General features: G+C 57.1%; 20 protein-coding genes and 1 riboswitch. Of the genes, 9 read left to right on the top strand and 11 right to left on the bottom strand.

From position 1 onward, the window contains the following. Positions 1 to 56 precede the first annotated feature (56 nt). The 5 genes from GS636_RS11905 to GS636_RS11885 form a co-directional block, all read right to left on the bottom strand. A complete protein-coding gene (locus GS636_RS11905) occupies positions 57 to 725 on the bottom strand; it encodes a Crp/Fnr family transcriptional regulator (RefSeq protein WP_171089328.1) in 669 nt (222 codons plus the stop codon). Between the two features lie 115 nt (positions 726 to 840). Further along, positions 841 to 1,446 carry an inner membrane-spanning protein YciB gene (locus GS636_RS11900; RefSeq protein WP_171089330.1) on the bottom strand — a complete coding sequence of 202 codons (606 nt, stop codon included), beginning with the start codon at positions 1,444 to 1,446 and terminating at the stop codon, positions 841 to 843. Between the two features lie 16 nt (positions 1,447 to 1,462). After that, positions 1,463 to 2,365, bottom strand: a complete 903-nt coding sequence (locus GS636_RS11895; RefSeq protein WP_171669617.1) for an EamA family transporter — start codon at positions 2,363 to 2,365, stop codon at positions 1,463 to 1,465. Positions 2,366 to 2,452: 87 nt separating this feature from the next. Beyond that, complete coding sequence (gene ftsY / locus GS636_RS11890) at positions 2,453 to 3,595, bottom strand: signal recognition particle-docking protein FtsY (protein WP_171669616.1); 1,143 nt, start codon at positions 3,593 to 3,595, stop codon at positions 2,453 to 2,455. Between the two features lie 58 nt (positions 3,596 to 3,653). Beyond that, positions 3,654 to 4,292, bottom strand: a complete 639-nt coding sequence (locus GS636_RS11885) for a lysoplasmalogenase (RefSeq protein ID WP_171669615.1) — start codon at positions 4,290 to 4,292, stop codon at positions 3,654 to 3,656. A 140-nt stretch (positions 4,293 to 4,432) separates the two neighbouring features. Here GS636_RS11885 and GS636_RS11880 point away from each other — a divergent pair, with 140 nt between their 5' ends. Further along, positions 4,433 to 4,828 (top strand): hypothetical protein, encoded by a 396-nt coding sequence (locus tag GS636_RS11880; protein ID WP_171669737.1) that lies wholly within the window; start codon positions 4,433 to 4,435, stop codon positions 4,826 to 4,828. Here GS636_RS11880 and GS636_RS11875 read toward each other — a convergent pair whose 3' ends face one another. Then, a complete protein-coding gene (locus GS636_RS11875; protein ID WP_171669614.1) occupies positions 4,829 to 5,470 on the bottom strand; it encodes a glutathione S-transferase family protein in 642 nt (213 codons plus the stop codon). Positions 5,471 to 5,473: 3 nt separating this feature from the next. Beyond that, positions 5,474 to 6,958, bottom strand: coding sequence for an exodeoxyribonuclease VII large subunit (gene xseA / locus GS636_RS11870; protein WP_171669613.1), 1,485 nt, complete (start codon positions 6,956 to 6,958; stop codon positions 5,474 to 5,476). A 75-nt stretch (positions 6,959 to 7,033) separates the two neighbouring features. Here xseA and purD point away from each other — a divergent pair, with 75 nt between their 5' ends. Next, positions 7,034 to 8,302, top strand: a complete 1,269-nt coding sequence (gene purD / locus GS636_RS11865) for a phosphoribosylamine--glycine ligase (protein WP_171669612.1) — start codon at positions 7,034 to 7,036, stop codon at positions 8,300 to 8,302. A gap of 73 nt (positions 8,303 to 8,375) precedes the next feature. Here the strand turns inward: purD and GS636_RS11860 are convergent, their stop codons facing one another. Together GS636_RS11860 and GS636_RS11855 are read right to left on the bottom strand one after the other, a co-directional pair. Continuing rightward, positions 8,376 to 9,137 (bottom strand): VCBS repeat-containing protein, encoded by a 762-nt coding sequence (locus tag GS636_RS11860; RefSeq protein WP_171669611.1) that lies wholly within the window; start codon positions 9,135 to 9,137, stop codon positions 8,376 to 8,378. Continuing rightward, complete coding sequence (locus GS636_RS11855; protein ID WP_171669610.1) at positions 9,137 to 9,460, bottom strand: 2Fe-2S iron-sulfur cluster-binding protein; 324 nt, start codon at positions 9,458 to 9,460, stop codon at positions 9,137 to 9,139. Before GS636_RS11855 ends, GS636_RS11860 begins: the two co-directional genes overlap by 1 nt. 126 nt (positions 9,461 to 9,586) lie before the next feature. Here GS636_RS11855 and GS636_RS11850 point away from each other — a divergent pair, with 126 nt between their 5' ends. From GS636_RS11850 to GS636_RS11840, 3 genes are all read left to right on the top strand, one after another. Next, positions 9,587 to 9,961, top strand: a complete 375-nt coding sequence (locus tag GS636_RS11850) for an OB-fold nucleic acid binding domain-containing protein (RefSeq protein WP_171669609.1) — start codon at positions 9,587 to 9,589, stop codon at positions 9,959 to 9,961. An 85-nt stretch (positions 9,962 to 10,046) separates the two neighbouring features. Next, positions 10,047 to 11,075 (top strand): VOC family protein, encoded by a 1,029-nt coding sequence (locus GS636_RS11845; protein WP_171669608.1) that lies wholly within the window; start codon positions 10,047 to 10,049, stop codon positions 11,073 to 11,075. A 57-nt stretch (positions 11,076 to 11,132) separates the two neighbouring features. Beyond that, the gene (locus GS636_RS11840; protein WP_171669607.1) at positions 11,133 to 11,816 is read left to right on the top strand and encodes a hypothetical protein; all 684 of its coding nucleotides are present in this window, start codon (positions 11,133 to 11,135) and stop codon (positions 11,814 to 11,816) included. Between the two features lie 78 nt (positions 11,817 to 11,894). Here GS636_RS11840 and GS636_RS11835 read toward each other — a convergent pair whose 3' ends face one another. After that, positions 11,895 to 12,584 carry a glutathione S-transferase N-terminal domain-containing protein gene (locus tag GS636_RS11835; RefSeq protein ID WP_171669606.1) on the bottom strand — a complete coding sequence of 230 codons (690 nt, stop codon included), beginning with the start codon at positions 12,582 to 12,584 and terminating at the stop codon, positions 11,895 to 11,897. Positions 12,585 to 12,780: 196 nt separating this feature from the next. After that, positions 12,781 to 12,858, top strand: a riboswitch (SAM riboswitch). A 61-nt stretch (positions 12,859 to 12,919) separates the two neighbouring features. On the opposite strand from GS636_RS11835, the gene metZ reads away from it, so the two are divergent. Together metZ and folE2 are read left to right on the top strand one after the other, a co-directional pair. Further along, positions 12,920 to 14,110, top strand: a complete 1,191-nt coding sequence (metZ, locus tag GS636_RS11830; RefSeq protein WP_171669605.1) for an O-succinylhomoserine sulfhydrylase — start codon at positions 12,920 to 12,922, stop codon at positions 14,108 to 14,110. A gap of 255 nt (positions 14,111 to 14,365) precedes the next feature. Beyond that, entirely contained in the window at positions 14,366 to 15,469 is a 1,104-nt protein-coding gene (gene folE2 / locus GS636_RS11825) for a GTP cyclohydrolase FolE2 (RefSeq protein ID WP_171669604.1), read from the top strand. A gap of 356 nt (positions 15,470 to 15,825) precedes the next feature. Here folE2 and GS636_RS11820 read toward each other — a convergent pair whose 3' ends face one another. Beyond that, positions 15,826 to 16,503 carry a hypothetical protein gene (locus GS636_RS11820; RefSeq protein ID WP_171669603.1) on the bottom strand — a complete coding sequence of 226 codons (678 nt, stop codon included), beginning with the start codon at positions 16,501 to 16,503 and terminating at the stop codon, positions 15,826 to 15,828. 94 nt (positions 16,504 to 16,597) lie between these two features. Here GS636_RS11820 and GS636_RS11815 point away from each other — a divergent pair, with 94 nt between their 5' ends. Both GS636_RS11815 and GS636_RS11810 read left to right on the top strand, forming a co-directional pair. After that, positions 16,598 to 18,046 (top strand): TrkH family potassium uptake protein, encoded by a 1,449-nt coding sequence (locus tag GS636_RS11815; RefSeq protein WP_171669602.1) that lies wholly within the window; start codon positions 16,598 to 16,600, stop codon positions 18,044 to 18,046. Continuing rightward, positions 18,046 to 19,620: a thiamine pyrophosphate-binding protein gene (locus GS636_RS11810; RefSeq protein ID WP_171669601.1), complete on the top strand. Its 1,575-nt coding sequence runs from the start codon at positions 18,046 to 18,048 to the stop codon at positions 19,618 to 19,620. The genes GS636_RS11815 and GS636_RS11810 overlap by 1 nt, the downstream gene beginning before the upstream one ends. The last annotated feature ends 24 nt before the right edge of the window (positions 19,621 to 19,644 follow it).

Genomic DNA, 19,644 nt, shown 5'->3' with positions numbered 1-19,644 from the left:
ACAACTTCAACTTAGGTTATGTTTGGAAACAGGTCTGTGAACCAGATCACATCCGCTCAGATCAGGTCAGATTCGGCCAACTCACGTAGTGCCACAAAGTCCTGAATCAGCAGTCCGCCGCGGGATGCTTCCACAACATTGTCGCGTTTCCAGCCTGAGATTGTCTTGGACACCGCTTCGCGCGTCGCCCCGACAAACTCGGCCAGTTCACTTTGCGACAGTGTAATGCGTTCGGACGGGTTGTCCTGCAAACCTGACAGGTGTAGCAGCCTTCGCGCAAGACGAATGGGCATGGGCAAAAAGACTTGCTCGTTCAACTGAGACCCCATGTACCGCATCCGCAATCCGGCCAGCCGGATTAAATCCTCTGCAAGATCAGGATAGTGCCGGATCTGTTTCAGGACGTCATTGCGGCGCACTCGCAAAACGCGCGAGGCTTCGGCCGCCGCAATGGTCGCTGTGCGGGGACCGTTGTCGAACAGGGCGATTTCGCCAAAGACTTCGCCTGGGCGCATCAGGGTCAGGGTCAGCTTGCGCCCGCTCATGGCGAGAAAAGACACTTCGAGGGTGCCTTCCAAAATGGCGTACAGCGCGTCGCCCTCGTCGCCTTGTTCAAAAAGTGTTTCGCCTTGGGTCAGGGAAATTTCGGTCGCTTGAGCCGAAAGCATTTCTCTGAGTCCGTCGGAGGCTTCGGACAAGAAGCCGCTGTTGGGAAAGGCCGTCATGTATGCACCGATCTTGGGCAAGGTGAGTGTGCGGGTGGTGATACAACTTCACATAGCTCGGCGCATTATCCAAGAATTTTGTTTGTTTTGGCAGACCTGGCTGACGCAACGGGACTTATTTCTGTTCCGGATCCTCCATGTAGCGCTGCAACATGCTGAATTGCAGCATCAAAAAGGCCATCAGCGCTATGGGAAAGCCAAAGGTCTCAATCTTGACCCACATGTCCGTCGACATTGTGCGCCAGACAAATTCGTTGGCGGCGGCCAAAATGGCAAAACAGGCGCACAAGCGGCGGGTCAGGATCATCCAGCCTTCCTGTTTCATCGGAAGCAACTCTTCCAGAACATAGGCCAGGTAAGATTTCTTTTGCATCAGGCCAATGCCCAGGATCAAAGCAAACAGACCATAGACCAGCGTGGTTTTCATCTTGAAGAACCGCTCGTCATTGAACCAGGCGGTGAGGCCACCGAAGAAAAGGACCATGAAGGCGGTGAATATCTGCATTCGGCTGAGTTTGCCGGTCAGGTACCACAGGATACCCATCGCGCCGAGCATCAGGGGCACAAAGATGATCGTTGCAACGATAAAGCCGGAATACTCGATACCACCGATCAGAAAACTGTCGTCACGCAAACGCAGGTAGATGAAGAAGAAGGCCAAGGGGGGGCCAAGTTCCAGCACCTGTTTCAAAAACGGGTTGATGTCTTTTTTGGCGGTCATCTGTACGTCCTGCTGTTTACCCGCCCATTTCAACTATTACGGCGCCGAGTGCAATCAATGCCATAAGGGCAATGCGTCGGGGCCCTACAGTTTCCTTTAGCACAAGCCAACCGATCAGGGCCGCAAAGACCGTTGAGGTTTCGCGAAGAACGGCGGCCTCACCCACTTTGTCCAGCCGGGTGGCGAGCATGATCGCACCAAATGACAGAGGGGCAATAATTCCCCCCGCCAGACCGCGCAGCATGAGAGGGCCAATAGCAGGGCGGTCGATCATGGCACGCCACCTGAGGAAAGCGTAGATCGGCATGGCCGCGCCATCGATCATGAAGAACCAGGCCAGAAAGGTGAAAGGGTCGGCAGTGGCGCGGATACCGTAGGCGTCATAGGTGGTGTACAGGGCCACAAAAAGGCCCGTGATGATCGCCAGAGTGAGCGCGATGCCCAGAGTGTCCCGATTGGTTTCCAGAAACCGGAAATTATACGCAGCCAACCCGAAGATACCAGCCAGCAGGGTCGCAACGCCCAGCCATTGAACGGCAGAAAAGGTCTCGCCGAATAGAAGATAAGCCCCGATGACTGTAAAGAGTGGCCCAGTACCGCGCACAACCGGATAGACCACTGTGTAGGAGCCTTTGGTATAGGCCATGGCCTGAAGCGTCTTGTACGCGATGTGAATCAGCCAGACGAGCGCGAAGATTGGCCACATATGCGGTTCGGGCCAGGGCACAACAAAAAAGGCAAAAGGTGCGGCCATGAGGCAGTAACTTGCATCAATGGCGCCACGAGACAGCCACGGATCATGGCGCCCCTTTTGCAGAGCACCAAACACGGCATGAAGAAAGGCCGCCATCAGGGCCAACCCGAGTGCAAGTTGGTGGCCCGCTTCGGTTCCTTCCAATGAGATCAGCCAGTTGCTCAAAGATGCCAACCTTTTGCTGGGCGGTGAGGCTGGGGGTTTTCCACCCCCAGACCCCCGAAGGTATTTTTAGCCAGATGAAGGGGCGGATCAGCCTTTGTCGAGACCGGTCAGGGCGGCGGCAAATTCTTCGGGATCGAAGGGGGCGAGGTCGTCGATCTGTTCGCCCACACCAATGGCGTGGATGGGCAGGCCGAATTTGTCCGCCAAAGCGACCAGAACGCCGCCTTTGGCGGTGCCGTCCAGTTTGGTCATGACAAGGCCCGAGACGTCAGCCAGCTTGCGGAAAGTCTCCACCTGGCTAAGCGCGTTCTGGCCTGTTGTTGCGTCGAGGACCAACAGGGTGTTGTGCGGGGCGGTATCGTCGACTTTGCGGATGACGCGGACAATCTTGGCCAGCTCTTCCATCAGGTCGGCACGGTTTTGCAAACGGCCTGCGGTGTCGATCATTAGTAGATCTGCACCTTCGGCTTGTGCGCGGGTCAGGGCGTCGAATGCCAGGCTCGCTGGGTCCGAGCCTTCTGGCGCGGTCAGCACCGGAACCCCGGCCCGATCGCCCCAGACTTGCAGTTGTTCAACGGCCGCGGCGCGGAAGGTGTCACCGGCGGCGATGACAACTTTCTTGCCCGCTTCTTTGAACTGGCTGGCTAGCTTACCGATTGTGGTGGTCTTGCCCGAGCCGTTGACCCCGACGACAAGCACCACTTGCGGGCGTTTGGGATAGATCGGCAGGGGCTTGGCCACCGGCTCCATCACGCGGGCCACCTCTTGTGCCAGCAATTGCTTGATTTCACGTGTTGAAAGTTTGCGGCCAAAGCGCCCCTCGGCCATGTTCGAGGTGACGCGCAAGGCCGTGTCGACACCCATGTCGGAGGCGATCAGCAGCTCTTCGAGTTGCTCCAGCATGTCATCGTCCAAGGTGCGGCGCATTTCCGTCGTGCCGCCGCCGCGATTGAACAGGCGGTTCAGAATGCCCTTCGATTCATGGATTTCGGGTGGAGGAGCGACCGGAGTTGGATCAGCGGGGATCGGGGCGGGCGGTTCAGTAGGTAGTGGTGCCGGGGCGGGATCCGGAACTTCAGGGATCGGTTCCGGTTCGGGCTGTGGTTCTGGGATCACCGGGTCACGCGCGGCCGTTTCCTCGCCGCCATCTTCGACGATGGCTTCCAGCCCCTCTTCCAGACGAGAGGAGGATTTGAACAGCTTGTCCTTTAGCTTTGAGAAAAACGCCATGTAGTGTCTCCGCAGGTGTTCCCTTCACCTAATGCGGATTTGCGGCAGTTGCAAAGGGTCACGCGAAAGCAAGGACAAAGCCAAGCTGCGCCCCCCAGTAAAGCGGCCAGACGAGATAGGGCGTTGCCTTGAGGGCCGGATGGTTTGGTGGCAGCAGAAACTTCTCGGTCGCAAGGATCAGATCGGACGCGATGAAGGCGATGGCGGCGGGAAAGGCCCAGCGCAATGCACCTGCGTCCGGCAGTGCCATAACAGCTATACCCATTCCCAGGATGATGGGTATGTAGGCCAGAACAGGGCCTTTCAGATCAGCCGCGCGTGGCGCCAGCAAGGTGGCCATGACGATGCCCAGAATAACCAGAGACCACACCGTCGCGGGCGCGTTCCAAATCAGATCAGCGTTACTGGTCGGATAGGTCAGGAATAGCGCGATATAGGCCAGATGTCCGCCAGCGAAGGAAGCAATCCCCACCATAAACGTGGCATCCGTTTCGCGAGACAACAATGCATCGCCTGTCGCACAAAGAATGAGCGCAACAACAAGTAACCATGGTCCGCCTTGTGCAAAGGCAACAAAAGCCAGGGCGGCAACCGATAAGGTCTTGAATATCGTGCGCAAGGTCGAGGCCGGGCGCGCTGTCAGGGGCAGATAGACAAGGGCGCAGCCGAGAGCGATCCAAAAGAGTACGTTGGTCATGGGTCCCCCGACAGTTTCCAAACGAGTTCATCCGAGGTGGACTTTTAAATCAAGCGCTTACGTTGAGTTAAGGGTCCTGTGATGAACCCATAGGCAAAGGGTGAATGGCACAGCTTAAGCGCTTCTGGCAGAATGTACTTATGCTTAGATACTGGATGATTCTCGCAAGCTTTGCCGCGCAGACCGTTGCGGCCCAGACGCCTTTATCCGGCACGGAGTTCGACAGATACACGCAAGGTAAAACCTTGTTCTACGGGTTCGACGGGCAGGTTTACGGGGTCGAGCGGTATCTGCCGAACCGGCGTGTGATCTGGTCTTTTCTGGATGGCAACTGCAAGGAAGGTGTCTGGTATCAACGGGACGAGCAGATCTGCTTTGTCTACGAAGACAATCTCGACCCTCAATGCTGGGTTTTTACGCAATCTGGCGGCGGTCTGGTTGCGCAGTTTGAAGGTAATCCGGAGGCGACGGAACTGTATGAGGCCGAAGAACTTGGCGAGGAAATGGTGTGCTATGGGCCTGAGGTTGGTGTGTGATCAGAGCACGCGCAGGTCTTCATAACTGATCATCACGTGGTTCTGATAAGCAGACCTTTCCGCCAGTTCCTCATAATACCGGCGCAGGTTCGGGAGCGCTGCGCGGGATATGTCGATATCGTAATAGCGATACAGGACGTGACCCAGCTGAATGTCCGCCAAGGTCAGGTCGGTGCCGCACAGGAACGCGTGTTGGGACAGTTGGTCGTCTGCAAGTGTCAGTTTGTTTTCCAAAGAGGTCAGGGCTTGTTCGATTTCCTGTTGGTCCTGTTCCGCCTTTGGGATTCGGGTAACCTGCCAAAACACGGGCACGGTGAATGCCATCGCGACATTAATCTTGGCCCATTCTGCCCATTTGTCGACTTCGGCTTGTTGCACCGGATCGCGGGGCCAAAACGTTTCAGCCGCGTATGAATTGGCTAGGTAGCGGAGAATTGCACCGGTTTCCCAGAGTGGCGGATGATCGCCATCGCGTATGACAGGGATGGTTCTGTTTGGGTTCAATTGATGGAATTCATCAGTGTTGAGCCCTCCGAACCTGTGCCCCAGATCGTGGCGGCGGTAATCCAACTCCAACTCTCCGACACACCACATCAGGGCTTGAACATTCGATGACGTTTTGCAGCCCCAGATGGTCTGCATGGCTTAGAACAGTGATCCCTGATCCGGGGCGTCAGGTTTGGGTTTCTTGGGCGTCGGTTTTGCCGTGGCGCCGGTGCTCAGAACGCCATCTGCGAACTCGATCTCAAGCGCTGCGTGTTTGGCCGCCTGGGCTTTGGTGGTGATAACGTCACCTTCCGCGCGTACGACCGCGTATCCACGTTCCAAAGTGGCTTTGTAACTGAGCGTTTCGCGCAGGCGGTCGGTGGCCTCAAGTTGTTGCTGAAGGCGTTCAAGTCGCGTGGTCTGAGCGGTATTCATTCGATCGTTAAGCCGGGCAAGGCTCTGCCGCTGCTGGTCGATCTCGCGCTGAATCGGGCGCAGAGACAGGCGCGACGACAGGTTGCGCAGCGATTCCTGACGCGTTGTTACCAAACCGCGTAGGGTCGAAGGGCGCAGATGGGCGGACAGTTCGACGACTTGCAGACGACGGTTTTGCACGCCACGGGTCAAGGCGGGTGTCAGGCGATCTGCAATCAAATCAAGGCGTTGGCGCGGGGTGTTCAACAGGGTCTCCGGACGCGGCAAGGCGCGGGACAGATCGCGCAGCCTTTGTGTTCGGCGTTGAACTGCATCAGTTGCCGCACGGGACAACCGCGCACCTTGCTCTCCGGTCCATGCAAGCAGCTCCATGCGGACGGGCACGGCAAGCTCTGCTGCGGCAGTGGGTGTCGGCGCGCGACGATCCGAGACAAAGTCGATCAGCGTTGTATCGGTTTCGTGCCCGACGGCTGAAATCAGCGGAATTTCTGATGCAGCTGCGGCGCGGGCGACGACCTCTTCGTTAAAGCCCCAGAGGTCTTCGATAGACCCGCCACCGCGGGCTACGATGATCAAGTCGGGGCGGGGCAAGGCTCCGCCAGGCGTCAATTGGTTGAACCCTTCAATTGCACGGGCCACTTCGGGCGCACAGTTCGCACCTTGAACGGCTACGGGCCAGATCAGCACCTTGCGCGGGAACCGATCCCTTAGTCGGTGCAGAATATCGCGGATCACGGCACCCGAAGGCGATGTCACGACACCAATGATCTGCGGCAGGTAGGGCAGCGGCTTCTTTCGCTCTGCCGCGAACAAACCTTCGGCCTCAAGTTGTTTCTTGCGCTTTTCCAGCAACGCCATCAGCGCGCCTTGACCGGCGACGGATACCTCATCGACATTCAGATTGTATTTCGATTGCGCACCAAATGCGGTCAGGCGGCCCGTGACGACAACCTCCAACCCTTCTTCTGGCACAACGGAAAGGCCGGAAATCTGTCCTTTCCATGTGGTGCAGGCCAGAACGTTCCGGTCATCTTTGATGTCATAGTACAAATGCCCGGACCGCGCTTTGAACACGCGCCCGACCTCACCGCGCACTCGGATTCGCCCGAAAGAGCCTTCGAGCGCCCGTTTCACCTCTCCTGAGATCTCGGAAACGGTGTATTCGGGGGTATTTTGGCCCGGAATCGGGTCATCAAGCAGATCGGACATTTCAGCGCCTTGTTTCAAATGCCGGGCCAGCTTAGAACGCCGCGCAGGCAAGGCCAAGCAGATCGGAGAGCATTCATGAACATCCTCATTCTCGGCAGCGGCGGGCGCGAACACAGTCTCGCCTGGGCGGTGTTGCAAAATCCAAAATGCGACCGTCTGATCGTGGCTCCGGGCAATGCCGGAATTGCTCAGATCGCGGATTGTGCCGCGCTGGATATTGAAAATGGCGGGGCTGTAGTCAGCTTTGCCGAAGAAAACGCGATTGCTTTTGTGATTGTCGGGCCCGAGGCACCTTTGGCGGCTGGCGTGGCTGATCGCTTGCGCGAGGCTGGAGTTCTGGTTTTTGGTCCCTCCGCCGAGGCGGCGAAGCTGGAAGCGTCGAAAAGCTTCACCAAGGAAATCTGCGACGCAGCCAAAGCCCCCACAGCAGCGTATGCGCGGTTCACCGAAGCCGAGCCTGCCAAGGCCTATATCCGCGAACAAGGCGCGCCGATTGTGGTGAAGGCTGACGGTCTGGCTGCAGGCAAAGGCGTGATCGTCGCGATGGACGAACAGACCGCACTGGACGCGATTGACGACATGTTCGGCGGCGCTTTTGGCGGTGCTGGCGCGGAAGTTGTCATCGAAGAGTTCATGGAAGGCGAGGAAGCCTCGCTTTTTGTTCTGTGTGATGGTGAGGACATCTTGTCCATAGGGACTGCTCAGGACCACAAACGGGTTGGTGAGGGCGATACCGGGCTGAACACGGGCGGTATGGGTGCGTATTCTCCCGCACCGGTGTTGAGTGCAGAGGTTGAAGCACGTGCGATGGAAGAAATTGTGCGGCCGACCATTGCCGAGATGAAGCGTCGGGGTACGCCGTTTCAGGGGGTTCTCTACGCTGGGTTGATGATCAAGGACGGTCAGCCGCGTCTGGTGGAATACAATGTGCGTTTTGGCGATCCTGAATGTCAGGTGCTGATGATGCGCCTTGGTGCGCAGGCGATGGATTTGATGCATGCCGCTGCCGAGGGGCGACTGGGCGAGATGCGAGTGAATTGGGCGGATGATCACGCGATGACGGTTGTCATGGCGGCCAAGGGCTATCCAGGTTCCTATGAAAAGGGTTCAGTCATCAAGGGGTTGAACGCCTTGCCCGAGGACAGCAGCAACATGGTGTTCCATGCGGGGACCAAGGCTGTCGAGGGTCAGGTGCAGGCCGCAGGTGGGCGTGTGTTGAACGTAACGGCGCGTGGAGACTCGTTGCAAGAGGCGCGGGACCGGGCGTACCAGATGGTTGATGGGGTGGAATGGCCCGAAGGATTTTACCGGCGCGATATCGGGTGGCGTGCTTTGGATGGTTGATCGGGCAGGGGGCTTTGCCCCCTCGGCCTGCGGCCTCACCCCCAAGGTATTTTTAGCCAGATGAAGAGACGGATCAGCAGTTCAAGGCTTGGGCGAGGCTGTTTGAGCCTTTGAATGGGCCGAGATCGGTTTTGGTCCAGCCATTGTCGTAGGAAACGCTGACGATCCGTGACCAGTCGGCGCTGACTACGATCAGCTCTGGGCGGTCGCCGCAGGTGCGCAGGCCGCCTGAGATAAAATCTTCACCGATCTTGTGGTTGGTCAAGCCGGGTATCGAAGCGATCTCTGCCAGGGCGTTGTCTTTGTAGCGCCAGACACGCAGTGTTTTGGCAAGGTGCGGGCGGTCGATATAGGCGATTTCGATATGGCCGTCACTGTCCAGGTCGGCTGCGCCAATTGGGGCGAGCCAGCGGAAGCGGGTGCCGATATATGGTGTGGCGGCGATTTTTGTGCCGCTTGCGTTATAAATGGCGAGCTGTGCGCCTTGTTGATCCTGAGATTCGACAACAATCGCTTCGAGAGTTCCGTCAGCATCAATATCGATAAGCCGTGGTGAGAGGTCTTCGAAGACGCGGTCTTTGGGCAGACGAACGGTCACGGTCTTTGGGTTTGAGTCGGCGTTTTGAACGCGGAGTTCCAATGCACCGTATTCAACAGCGTCGCCCAAGACCCCATGCGCATAGCGTGTAGTGGGTTCTGTAAACTTGGCCGCTTTAATTTGGTCGGCAGCAGTTGCTGCGCCAAAGGTCGATCCCCAAAGGCACAGAGATGTCAGTGCGCCGCGCGCCCGACCTTGCCAAATGCGAGCGGGCGTGCGCGGCGCTTTGGAATGCATCAGATCTGCTTTTCAGGCATCTGTACGACCAGACCGTCCAGCGCGTCTGTGACCTTGATCTGGCAGGTCAGGCGCGAGCGCGCCGGGTCGGGCTCATAGGCAAAGTCCAGCATGTCTTCTTCCATGTCATCTTTGCCCGGGATTTTCTCGACCCAGTCGGGATGGACATAGACATGGCAGGTCGAGCAGGCGCATGCGCCGCCGCAGTCGGCCTCGATGCCGGGAATGTTGTTGTCACGGGCCCCTTCCATGACGGTCAGTCCGTTGGCGACCTCGACAGTGTGTTCGATACCGCCGTGCTCGACATAGGTGATCTTTGCCATTGCGTGCGTCTTCCTTTTTCGATGTTCGAATCTTCCTTAGTCAAGGCATTTAGGTCTTTCCAGCCTCATTTGCGACTCATCGCGCCGTGTCTGGACTTTCCTTGCGTTTGTTCTATCTTTGTTCTCATGCTTGTTGCTCCTGTTCGCACTGTCGCGCCAAACCAGGGCTGGCCGCGCCCGCCATCCTGTTTGCCCTCAAACCAGTTAACTGCACCGCCCGAGGGCGCGCGGGTGGCCGTGGCCGGGCTGGTGATCCTGCGACAGAGGCCGGGGACGGCCAAGGGGGTGATCTTTCTGACGCTTGAGGATGAGACCGGGATCGTGAATGTGGTGGTGTGGCGCAAAATCTACGAACAATTCCGTCGCGCGGTGATTTCAGGGCGTTTGCTGAAGGTGACAGGTCGGATGCAGCGGGCGCATTCGGTGACTCATGTGATCGCGGAAGAGATCGAAGATATCTCGGGCATGTTGGATGTGCTGGTGCGGGGGGAAGGGCAATAAAGCAATCTGCGTATAGTGCTGCCTCTGGACAGGGCGCTGCCCCGGTCATAGCTCGGATAGGTATTGAAACGGGTAAGAGGGCGCGATGGCAAACGGACATTTTCTGTGGACGGACCTGTCCACCTACGACATGCGCACTGCCAGAACGGACTATGCTGAATTTTTCAATTGGTCCTTTGGCAAAGAAGAGGCGTATGACTTTGCCACTATCGGCGGTCAGGAGGTTGCAGCAATCTTCCCGATGCCGGATCGTTTGGCGAAAATGAACATGCCGTCATTTTGGATGTCCTACATCCATGTTGATGATCTGGACGCGAAGGTCGAACAAGCTCGGACACACGAGGGGGTCATCATCGAAGTTGAGCCCCAACCCTTCAGCGAAGCGGCCCGTATCGCGTTGGTTCGGGACCCGTCCGGCGCAGGGTTTACGATGTACGAAGGACCTGACATCCAGACCGGCGCCCCAGGCGCTGGTAAGGTCATAGGCCGCTTTCACCACGTTCCTGACATAGCGCTGATCGCGCCATTCTATGCGGACCTGTTCGGGTGGCGCTTTGAGAAAAGCTCAGCAAGCCCATGGCCGCGTTATGATATACGCCATCCCGACGGAACAGTTGTTGCCTGGGCCGAAGAGGTGCCCGAGGCGATACGTGGAAAGTTTCGCTATTGGATGCCATGTTTTGGCGTCAAATCGGTCGGCGATACCCTACGGCAAATCGAAGCGCGGTCCGGGCAGCACCACAATGACCTGCCGGAGGGCCGCGTATTGGTATCAGACCGGCAAGGGGCTCATTTTATGATCCAGACTGTGGATCCAAACGGTACTGCTGTCGACGAAAGATCGGATTCAAGCGCCAAAAGCACGCCTGTGGGAGTGGCCTGGAAGTCGCTGATCGCGTTGGTTTGCGTATGGCTTGCCGTGATCATGGATTTACAGGTGTTTTGGGGCGTGCTGTTCCTGATCTGGACATGGCTGGCACTAAGATCCGGGCGCGCCGATTTTGTGGAGCCGATTGATCGGGCGACTCGACCTTGGATGTTCTGGCTTATCACCGGAACGTGGATCGTGCTTAGCTCTTGGGTGATCATTGCGTCGGTTTTCGGTGGCTGGTGATTTTGTGCGAAGGAAGCTAAGCGCTCATTACAAATCAAACGTTTTTTCAGCAGCTTGGTGTCCGATTCCGCTCGTTTGGGAACCGTAGCATGGACATGTTTGCATCAACCAAGAGTGAGCAAAAGGCGCTTTTCTGCCAATTTCGCGACAGTTGGTCGACTCTCCGACATCGGGTGGGTATTTGCTCATGTCTTTTTGCGTCAGCCGAGGCCCGGGGGTGGGCTTGGGCGCGCATCACTCAACGTCTTCTCAGAGTCAATCGGGATGCCAAACGTTACACAGCACGGATCGTTCAAAAATACCGTCGGTCTGGATGAAGATCAAATATTAGACCGTCTTGCAGAGCTTTCAGTGCTCAGCCGGTCAAAAGGGTATGTGCATTCTGCAAGAATGATTGAAGAAGCTCAGAAAGCATACGCTTTCGAGAGCCAGCACCTTGCAGCCGCTGAAATGTACCGTTCCGAGTTATTGAACTTGACGGGTTTCGAGGTGTCGCGGTCGCCGGAAACTTCGGAAATGAAGCAAAGTGGAGGTCCGAGTTTTCGGTCGAGGCGCTCTAGAAAACCGGAATATTTCCGTTCCGGTGTTGCGCAGCGATCAGTTGAGCCGCAGGGGCAGAGAGCTTTTGTCCTGACAGCCGGAATGCGTATCGAAAGCAGGAAGGTTACAGCGCTGCGTGGCCAGCAATGGGCAGGCAAACCAATGCGCTTCCCGGCAGAGCCGGAATTCAAGTTTCGCTGATGCACTGTGCTGCGGCCATTTTGTTCATGCCCAACATCGAACATCACCAAGAAATCATGTGCTTGCTGTGATTGGGGTTTATCGCTTGAACAAAACCCCTTGCGACTGCTTGTCCCTGTGATCCCCACGCAATTCGGCGTGTAATGCGCGACCAGCCTGAACGCCAGGACGGGCGCTTACGGTTTCAAGCCAGCGCGCGAAATGGGGTGTGTTGTCCAGTACATGCTGCTGACCTTCCCAAAGGCTGGCCCAACCCCAGATCGACATATCTGCGATGGAATAGAAATCGCCGGCAACGTATTCGTTATCGGCCAGTCGACGATCCAGCACGCCGTAAAGGCGGGCGACCTCGGTGCGATAGCGGTCCTTTGCATAGGGCAGGTCCTGTGGTGGGTCCAGTTGAGGGGCGTATTTTAAAAAGTGATGGGCCTGACCGGCCATGGGTCCGACACCGCCCATCTGCCACATCAGCCATTCCTCAACAGCAATCCGGTCACGCTCGGTCTTGCCATAGAACTGCCCGGTCTTGCGGGCCAGATACATCAGGATCGCACCGCTTTCGAACACGGAAACGGGTTCACCATCAGGACCGTCGGGATCAACAATGGCAGGCATCCGGTTGTTGGGGGCGATCTTCAGGAACTCCGGGTCGAACTGATCGCCTTTGCCGATATTGATCAGGTGAGTTTTGTAGGGCAGCTCCATCTCTTCCAGGGCGATGGACACTTTCCAGCCGTTTGGCGTGGGCCAGAAATACAGATCAATCATGGTCTCTCCTCAGGTTGATGAGATCATGAGGTTTTCTGAGCAATCGGCAAGAGGGCTTGCGGCAGGCGAAGCGCAAAAAGCTGTGACTTCGGGCGATGCCATCGCAGGGGAAGGCCCGTCGAACCTTTGATTACAGATCTGTGACGATGGGTTTGTCGGGGTTGACGACTCTGCATGTGCGGCGTAAGGCCAACATCATAGACCACGTGGCGATTTGTTACCGGATTGCGGGCCACGCTAAACAACACCGCTAAAAGGTCAGGATGAAAGACCCCTTTCGCTTGGCCGCGTCTGGGGTTTTTTGTTTGCCTCTGCCAGAGGCTGAAAGGATTGAGATGAGCGAGAACTGGAACAAACGCACCCAAGCCGTCCATGGCGGCATCCGCCGCAGTCAGTACAACGAGGTGAGCGAGGCGATTTTCCTGACGCAAGGCTTTGTTTACGAAAACGCAGAACAGGCCGAAGCCCGGTTTCTGGAGTGCGGACCTGACGAGTTCATCTATGCCCGTTACGGCAACCCAACTGTATCCATGTTCGAACAGCGTATCGCAGCGTTGGAAGGGGCCGAGGACGCCTTTGCAACGGCATCGGGTATGGCCGCTGTCAACGGTGCGTTGACCTCGATGCTGAAGGCAGGCGATCACATCGTCTCTGCCAAAGCCTTGTTTGGATCCTGTTTGTACATCGTCGAAAACATCCTGACCCGCTTTGGTGTGGATGTGACCTTTGTTGATGGCATTGATCTTGAGCAATGGAAGGCCGCAATCCGGCCCGACACCAAAGCGGTGTTCTTCGAATCCATGTCGAACCCGACTTTGGAGGTGATCGATATCGCGTCTGTGGCCGAACTGGCCCACGCTGTCGGTGCCCTTGTTGTGGTGGACAACGTGTTCTCGACCCCGGTGTTTTCGCGCGCGATCAAGCAGGGTGCAGATGTTGTGATCTATTCGGCGACCAAGCACATTGACGGCCAAGGTCGCGCGCTGGGCGGCGTGATTATCAGTACTCGTGACTTCATCCGCGGAACGGTCGAGCCGTACCTGAAGCATACCGGCGGCGCGCTTAGCCCGTTCAACGCTTGGGTCATGCTGAAAGGTCTGGAAACCATGGCTCTGCGGGTCAATGCGCAGGCTGAAAGCGCGCAAAAGATTGCTGAGGCACTGGAAGGTCACCCGGCGCTTGAGCGTACCCTGTATCCCGGCCTGAAAACCCATGCGCAGAACGCGCTGGTTCAGACGCAGCTTGGCGGCAAGGGCGGCACGGTTCTGTCTCTGGACATCAAGGGTGGCAAGGATGCGGCCTTTGCGTTCCTGAATGCGATGACGATCCCAGTGATTTCCAACAATCTGGGCGATGCCAAATCCATCGCAACGCACCCGGCTACAACGACGCACCAACGGCTGAGTGACGCGCAGAAAGACGAATTGGGTATCACACCCGGCCTCATTCGGTTCTCTGTTGGTCTGGAAGACGCTGATGACCTGCTGTCCGATATCCGGCAGGCTTTGGAGGTCTCGCAAAAGTAATCTGCCGCGCCCCGGGCGTCTTTATCGTGCCGGGGCGTGACTTGACGTCAAACTTCAGCGTTATTGTGTGTCCATACGGATTGCCTGTTGCGCTGTTTCCTGCTGATTGCACCATCAAAGGGCGCAAATCGTTGCGAATTGACGGTTTTGCACCGCTTTTTTCGATCCGGACTGCTATTGGCCACGTATCGGGGTAGACTGGAAAATGAACATCAGTCGTATATAGTCCGACGATCAATCGAGGAACCGCAGCCGATGAACGTTCACCCGCGCGACATTGATGAAACTCCGGATCGGGAAAAGGCCGCCGAGGCACTTAAAGTTCTCCGGCAATGGGCTCAGTCGGCGTCTGCATCCGAGATCAGCCAATTGGACCCGGCTGTGGCCAGGTTAGTGCCCGGGTTGACCTCCGTGAATTACCCATCTCTTTCTCGCGAGTATCCTGAGGATTTTGCAGTCGATGCCGCGTATCGCGCGTCACTGCCAGATTTGCAGAATGGCCCGTCCAGCCTGATCCGTGGGGCCAAGCAGCAAATCCAGCATGTGGGCATTTCGAACTTCCGCCTGCCGATCCGTTTCCATCGGAAAGAGGGCGATGACCTGACGCTTGAGACTTCGATCACAGGTACTGTCAGTCTGGAGGCCGAGAAAAAGGGCATCAACATGTCCCGGATCATGCGGTCGTTTTACAAACATGCAGAACGTACGTTCAGCTTCGAGGTCATGGAAGCGGCGCTTGATGACTACATGACAGATCTGGACAGTTTCGATGCCCGGATTCAGATGCGGTTTTCTTACCCGGACAAGGTAATGAGCTTGCGCTCGGGTTTGGAAGGCTACCAATATTACGATATTGCCCTGGAATTGGTCGAGCAAAACGGTGTGCGCCAGAAGATTATGCATCTGGACTATGTGTATTCTTCGACATGTCCGTGCTCGCTGGAACTGAGCGAACACGCTCGTTCGATGCGCGGGCAGCTTGCAACGCCGCATTCTCAGCGCTCGGTCGCGCGGGTTTCCGTTGTGGTGGACTGCGATGCAGATTGCCTGTGGTTCGAAGATCTGATTGCGCTGTGTCGTCGTGCTGTTCCGACCGAGACGCAAGTCATGGTCAAACGTGAGGACGAACAGGCCTTTGCCGAGCTGAACGCCGCAAACCCCATCTTTGTCGAAGACGCTGCGCGCCTTTTCTGCGCTGAGCTGTTGGCGGATCACCATGTGGGCGATTTCCGCGTTGTCGCCAGTCACCAAGAAAGCTTGCACAGCCATGACGCCGTGTCGATTCTGACCGAGGGCCCAACGTTTGAGGCATCCAGCCTGGACCCCAGATTGTTCACAACCTTGTTTCATGTTGGGTGAATCGCGCCGTGTAAGCGGCTAGAATTTAATCAGAGTTTCTGGCCGCAAGCGTTCTTTCGCCGCAATGCAGCAAAAATGCTGCACTTGCGCATTCTTTGCCTGTATATTCGAAGGGAATGCAGCAGACGTATGCCTGCCTTCGGGAAGGTGTGCGTCCCCGAAAGGAAACCGAGACGTGACACGCCTTGGACTGCAAGATCTAGATCACCGCCCGATACATCGGTGCGGGCAGGGCACCTTACCCAAAAAATTCGGGCTGCATCGTTATTACAGGAGAAACATGTAATGAATCCGATTACCCAACCGTTGGAGCTTCAGGCTGCGGCGTTTCGATTGGCGGGCTATGCCGTGGTCAATCAAATGAAGATCATGCAAATCGTAGCTCGTTCAGCGTTCGAATTGCCGATGGCACCTGTGCAAGCACTGCATGCGGCCGCATCAGCTCCGGCGCCGGTCGCTGAAAAGCCAGTCAGAAAACCGACGGTGAAGGCCAAACCTGCTGCTTCTAAGGCCAAACCTGCTGCTTCGCGTGTGCAAAAACCAGCGACCAAAAAGGCCACGGTTGCGAAAAAACCAGTAAAGAAGGTTATGGCGGCTGCGCCCAAAACAAAACCGGTTGAGTTTTCCGCCAAGCCGCGCGCTGCCGCTGTGGCAAAGGTTGAGCCGGTCGTGAAGGCCAAGCCCGCGCCAAAACCAGCCCCGCAGGCCAAAACAGAAGAAAAACCTGCCGCACCCGTTGCCAAGCCAGCAAAACCTGCGGCGCGAAAGGCGACCCCCGCTTCGTCTTCTACCGTTAAGGCAACTCCGGCGAAAAAATCTCCGGCCCGGGCTGCAGCGCCTGTAGCCAAGACACCTGCGGTCCAGCCAAAAACCGCTACGCCGTTGGAAAAAGCGGTGTCGACTCGCGCGAAACCTGCGCCCCGCACACGCAAAGCGGCTTCGCCTAAACCTGCGGCGTCTGCCACCCAATCAAAGCCAGCGGCGACAGCAGAGAAGCCCAGCTCGCATACGCGTAGAACCCGTGCACCGTCCAAACCTCCGGCGATGCCCGGGGCAGATACGAAATCCGACGCTTAACCCGGATCATCTGCTTGACACGGTCGGGTTGGCGCGCCAACGCTGCGCCTCATGATGGATCTTCGCCCGGTCGGATATGTGATTGGCTTGCTGGTCGCCATTCTTGGGGCGGCCATGCTGTTTCCTATGCTCGCCGACATGATCGAGGGGCGAGGGGAATGGCATGTGTTCCTGGAAAGCGCGATCATCACGATGCTGACCGGGTCGGTTCTGGCAATGAGCTGTTCCAACGGCGTGGGCGAGGGACTGACCATCCGGCAGACCTTTTTGCTGACAACCGGCGTATGGGTCGCATTGCCGGTATTTGGTGCAATCCCGTTTCTGTTCGGTGAAACCGAACTGCGGTTTGTCGATGCCTATTTCGAGGCCATGTCCGGCCTCACAACAACAGGCTCAACCGTCATAACCGGGCTGGATACACTGCCACGGGGGCTTTTGCTGTGGCGCGGTATTCTGCAATGGTTGGGCGGCATCGGTATCATCGTGGTCGCGATGGTGTTCCTACCGGAATTGCGTGTGGGTGGTATGCAAATCTTCCGTTCGGAAGGGTTTGAAACCATGGGGAAAATCCTTCCGCGCGCGCAAGAGATCGCAGGCCAGATTTCCCTGATCTACGTGTTCCTGACTGTAGTATGCGCGCTGGTCTACGCTGCATTCGGGATGAGCTTTTTTGATGCCACCGTCCATTCCATGACCACCATCGCGACGGGTGGATTTGCCAACTATGACGCGTCATTTGCAACGTTTTCGGGCCCGGTGGAATACGCGGCTGCAGTATTCATGATTCTGGCGGCGTTGCCTTTCGTACGGTATGTTCAGCTTGCCAACGGCCAGACCTCTTCTTTGTGGGAGGACAGCCAGATCCGTGCCTTTATCGCGACCGTTCTGGTGCTGGTCGTGATAATGACCATCTTTCTGACTTCGGTCTTCCCGCACCATTGGGAACAAGCTTTCCGCGAGTCCCTGTTCAACATCACCTCGATCATCTCGGGCACCGGGTATGCCAGTGTCGACTACATGGGATGGGGCAGCTTTCCGGTCATGTTGTTTTTCCTGATCGGGCTGATTGGCGGCTGCGCGGGATCCACGGCATGTTCGATCAAGATCTTCCGGTATCAACTGCTGCTGGCGTCAATCAAAACTCAGATCAGGCGGATCCGGTCCCCTCATGGAGTTTTTGTCCCGCTTTACGACGGTCGGCCTGTGGGGCGCGATGTCCTGACCTCGGTCATGAGCTTTTTCATGTTCTTCGTTCTGTCGATGGGCGTGTTGTCCTGGGCACTGGCGCTGACGGGGCTGGACTTCATCACGTCCGTGTCCGGGGCAGCAACCGCATTGGCCAATGTCGGCCCCGGTTTGGGCAGCCAGATTGGGCCCGCAGGCAATTTCGCGGGCCTCAATGATACGGCCAAGTGGCTGCTTACGATCGGAATGCTGGTTGGGCGGCTTGAACTTCTGGCCGTTTACGCGATCTTCACCGTTCAATTCTGGAGAAACTGATGAAAAGACCCCTTGGCGCGCAAATTTCGCATATGCTCAAGGATCGTGGCGTGGATGTGATCTTTGGCATTCCCGGCGTCCATAATCAGGAAATGTATCGCGGCATCGAAGAGGCGGGCATTACCCATGTTTTGGCGCGACATGAGCAAGGGGCAGGGTTCATGGCAGATGGCTACGCGCGCGCCACAGGCCAGCCGGGTGTTGCCTACGTCATCACCGGACCCGGTTTGTGCAACATCATGACGCCGATTGGTCAGGCCTACAGCGACTCTGTCCCGATGCTGGTGCTGTCTTCCTGTCTTGATGAAACGCAAGCAATGCGTGGCCAGTTGCATCAGATGAACGATCAGCGTGTCGCCGCCGGGACGGTTGCCGATTGGTCGGCTCAGGCCGAATCCGCGACAGCAGCCTATGGGCTGGTGGAGCGTGCTTTTGAAGAGTTCGAGCTATCGCGACCACGGCCCAAACACATTCAGGTGCCAATTGCGCAGTTGGAGGCGGATGCTGACCCCGCGCCGTTTCCAAACCAGCCAGCGCTGCGCACCAAGGCGTTGCCGCCTGATGTGTCATCCGTTGTTTCGATGCTGAACCTGTCACGCAGGCCATTGTTCATTTTGGGCGGGGGCTGCAAGTCCAACGACTGGCGGCAAATTTTGACACAGTTGGGCGCTGCTTGCTTTACCACCTACGCCGGGCGCGGGATGCCGGGCGCGAACTACCCGCTGGATTTCGGATCCATGCTGCCGCGCCCTGGAAGCGCCGAAGTCATAGCCTCGGCGGACCTGGTGATTGCTGTTGGCGCTGAGCTGGGCGAGGTTGATCTGTGGCGGCATGAGCTTGGACACAAAGCGACGCTGATCCGTGTAGATCTGGACCCCGAAGTTCTATCTGATCGCCACCGGGCCGCAATCAAGCTCCAGACAGACAGCCAAAGCTTTGCCCGCGCATTGTGGCACGCGACTGCCGACATGAAACCCGCGACCGGATGGTCGACCGATGAGGTCGCCGTTGCGCGTGCCCGCTGGCGCGCCGAGGTAGATGCCGAGCGGCCCGGAATTGTGCCGGTTGCGGACGCGCTGCGCGAAGCTATGCCAGCTGATACAATGATCTATTCGGACATGACCCAATTCGCTTATGTCGCGAAAGAGGTTTGGGACATGGCCTATCCTCATCACTGGCATCACCCTACGGGGTTTGGCACCCTTGGCTACGGGTTACCTGCCGGAATTGGTGGGGCAGTTGCACGACGTGGAAAGCCAACGGCAGTTATCGCCGGGGACTATGGGTTTCATTACACGATGCAGGAACTGGGTGTTGCGGTTGAGTTGGGTTTGTCTTTGCCAATCATCCTGTGGGACAATGGCAAGCTGAAAGAGATTGAAGACAGCATGGTGCGCAGTCAGATCGCACCGAATGCTGTGGTTGCTCGAAACCCGGATTTCTGCAAATTGGCTGAGGCTTTCGGTGCCTTGTCGGCGGCACCATCGACATTGGCAAAAATGCAGAGTGCCACCCGCGCCGCCTTCGACGCACCGGTCCCAACGCTTATCCATGTGACGCCAGACATTCTGTAAAAAAAGCGCCGCGCGGGTGCGCGG

Source organism: Ruegeria sp. HKCCD4884 (assembly GCF_013110855.1).
GTDB lineage: Bacteria > Pseudomonadota > Alphaproteobacteria > Rhodobacterales > Rhodobacteraceae > Ruegeria.
Note: the sequence above shows the minus strand (reverse complement) of the source record. Positions and strands in the feature narration are given on the sequence as shown.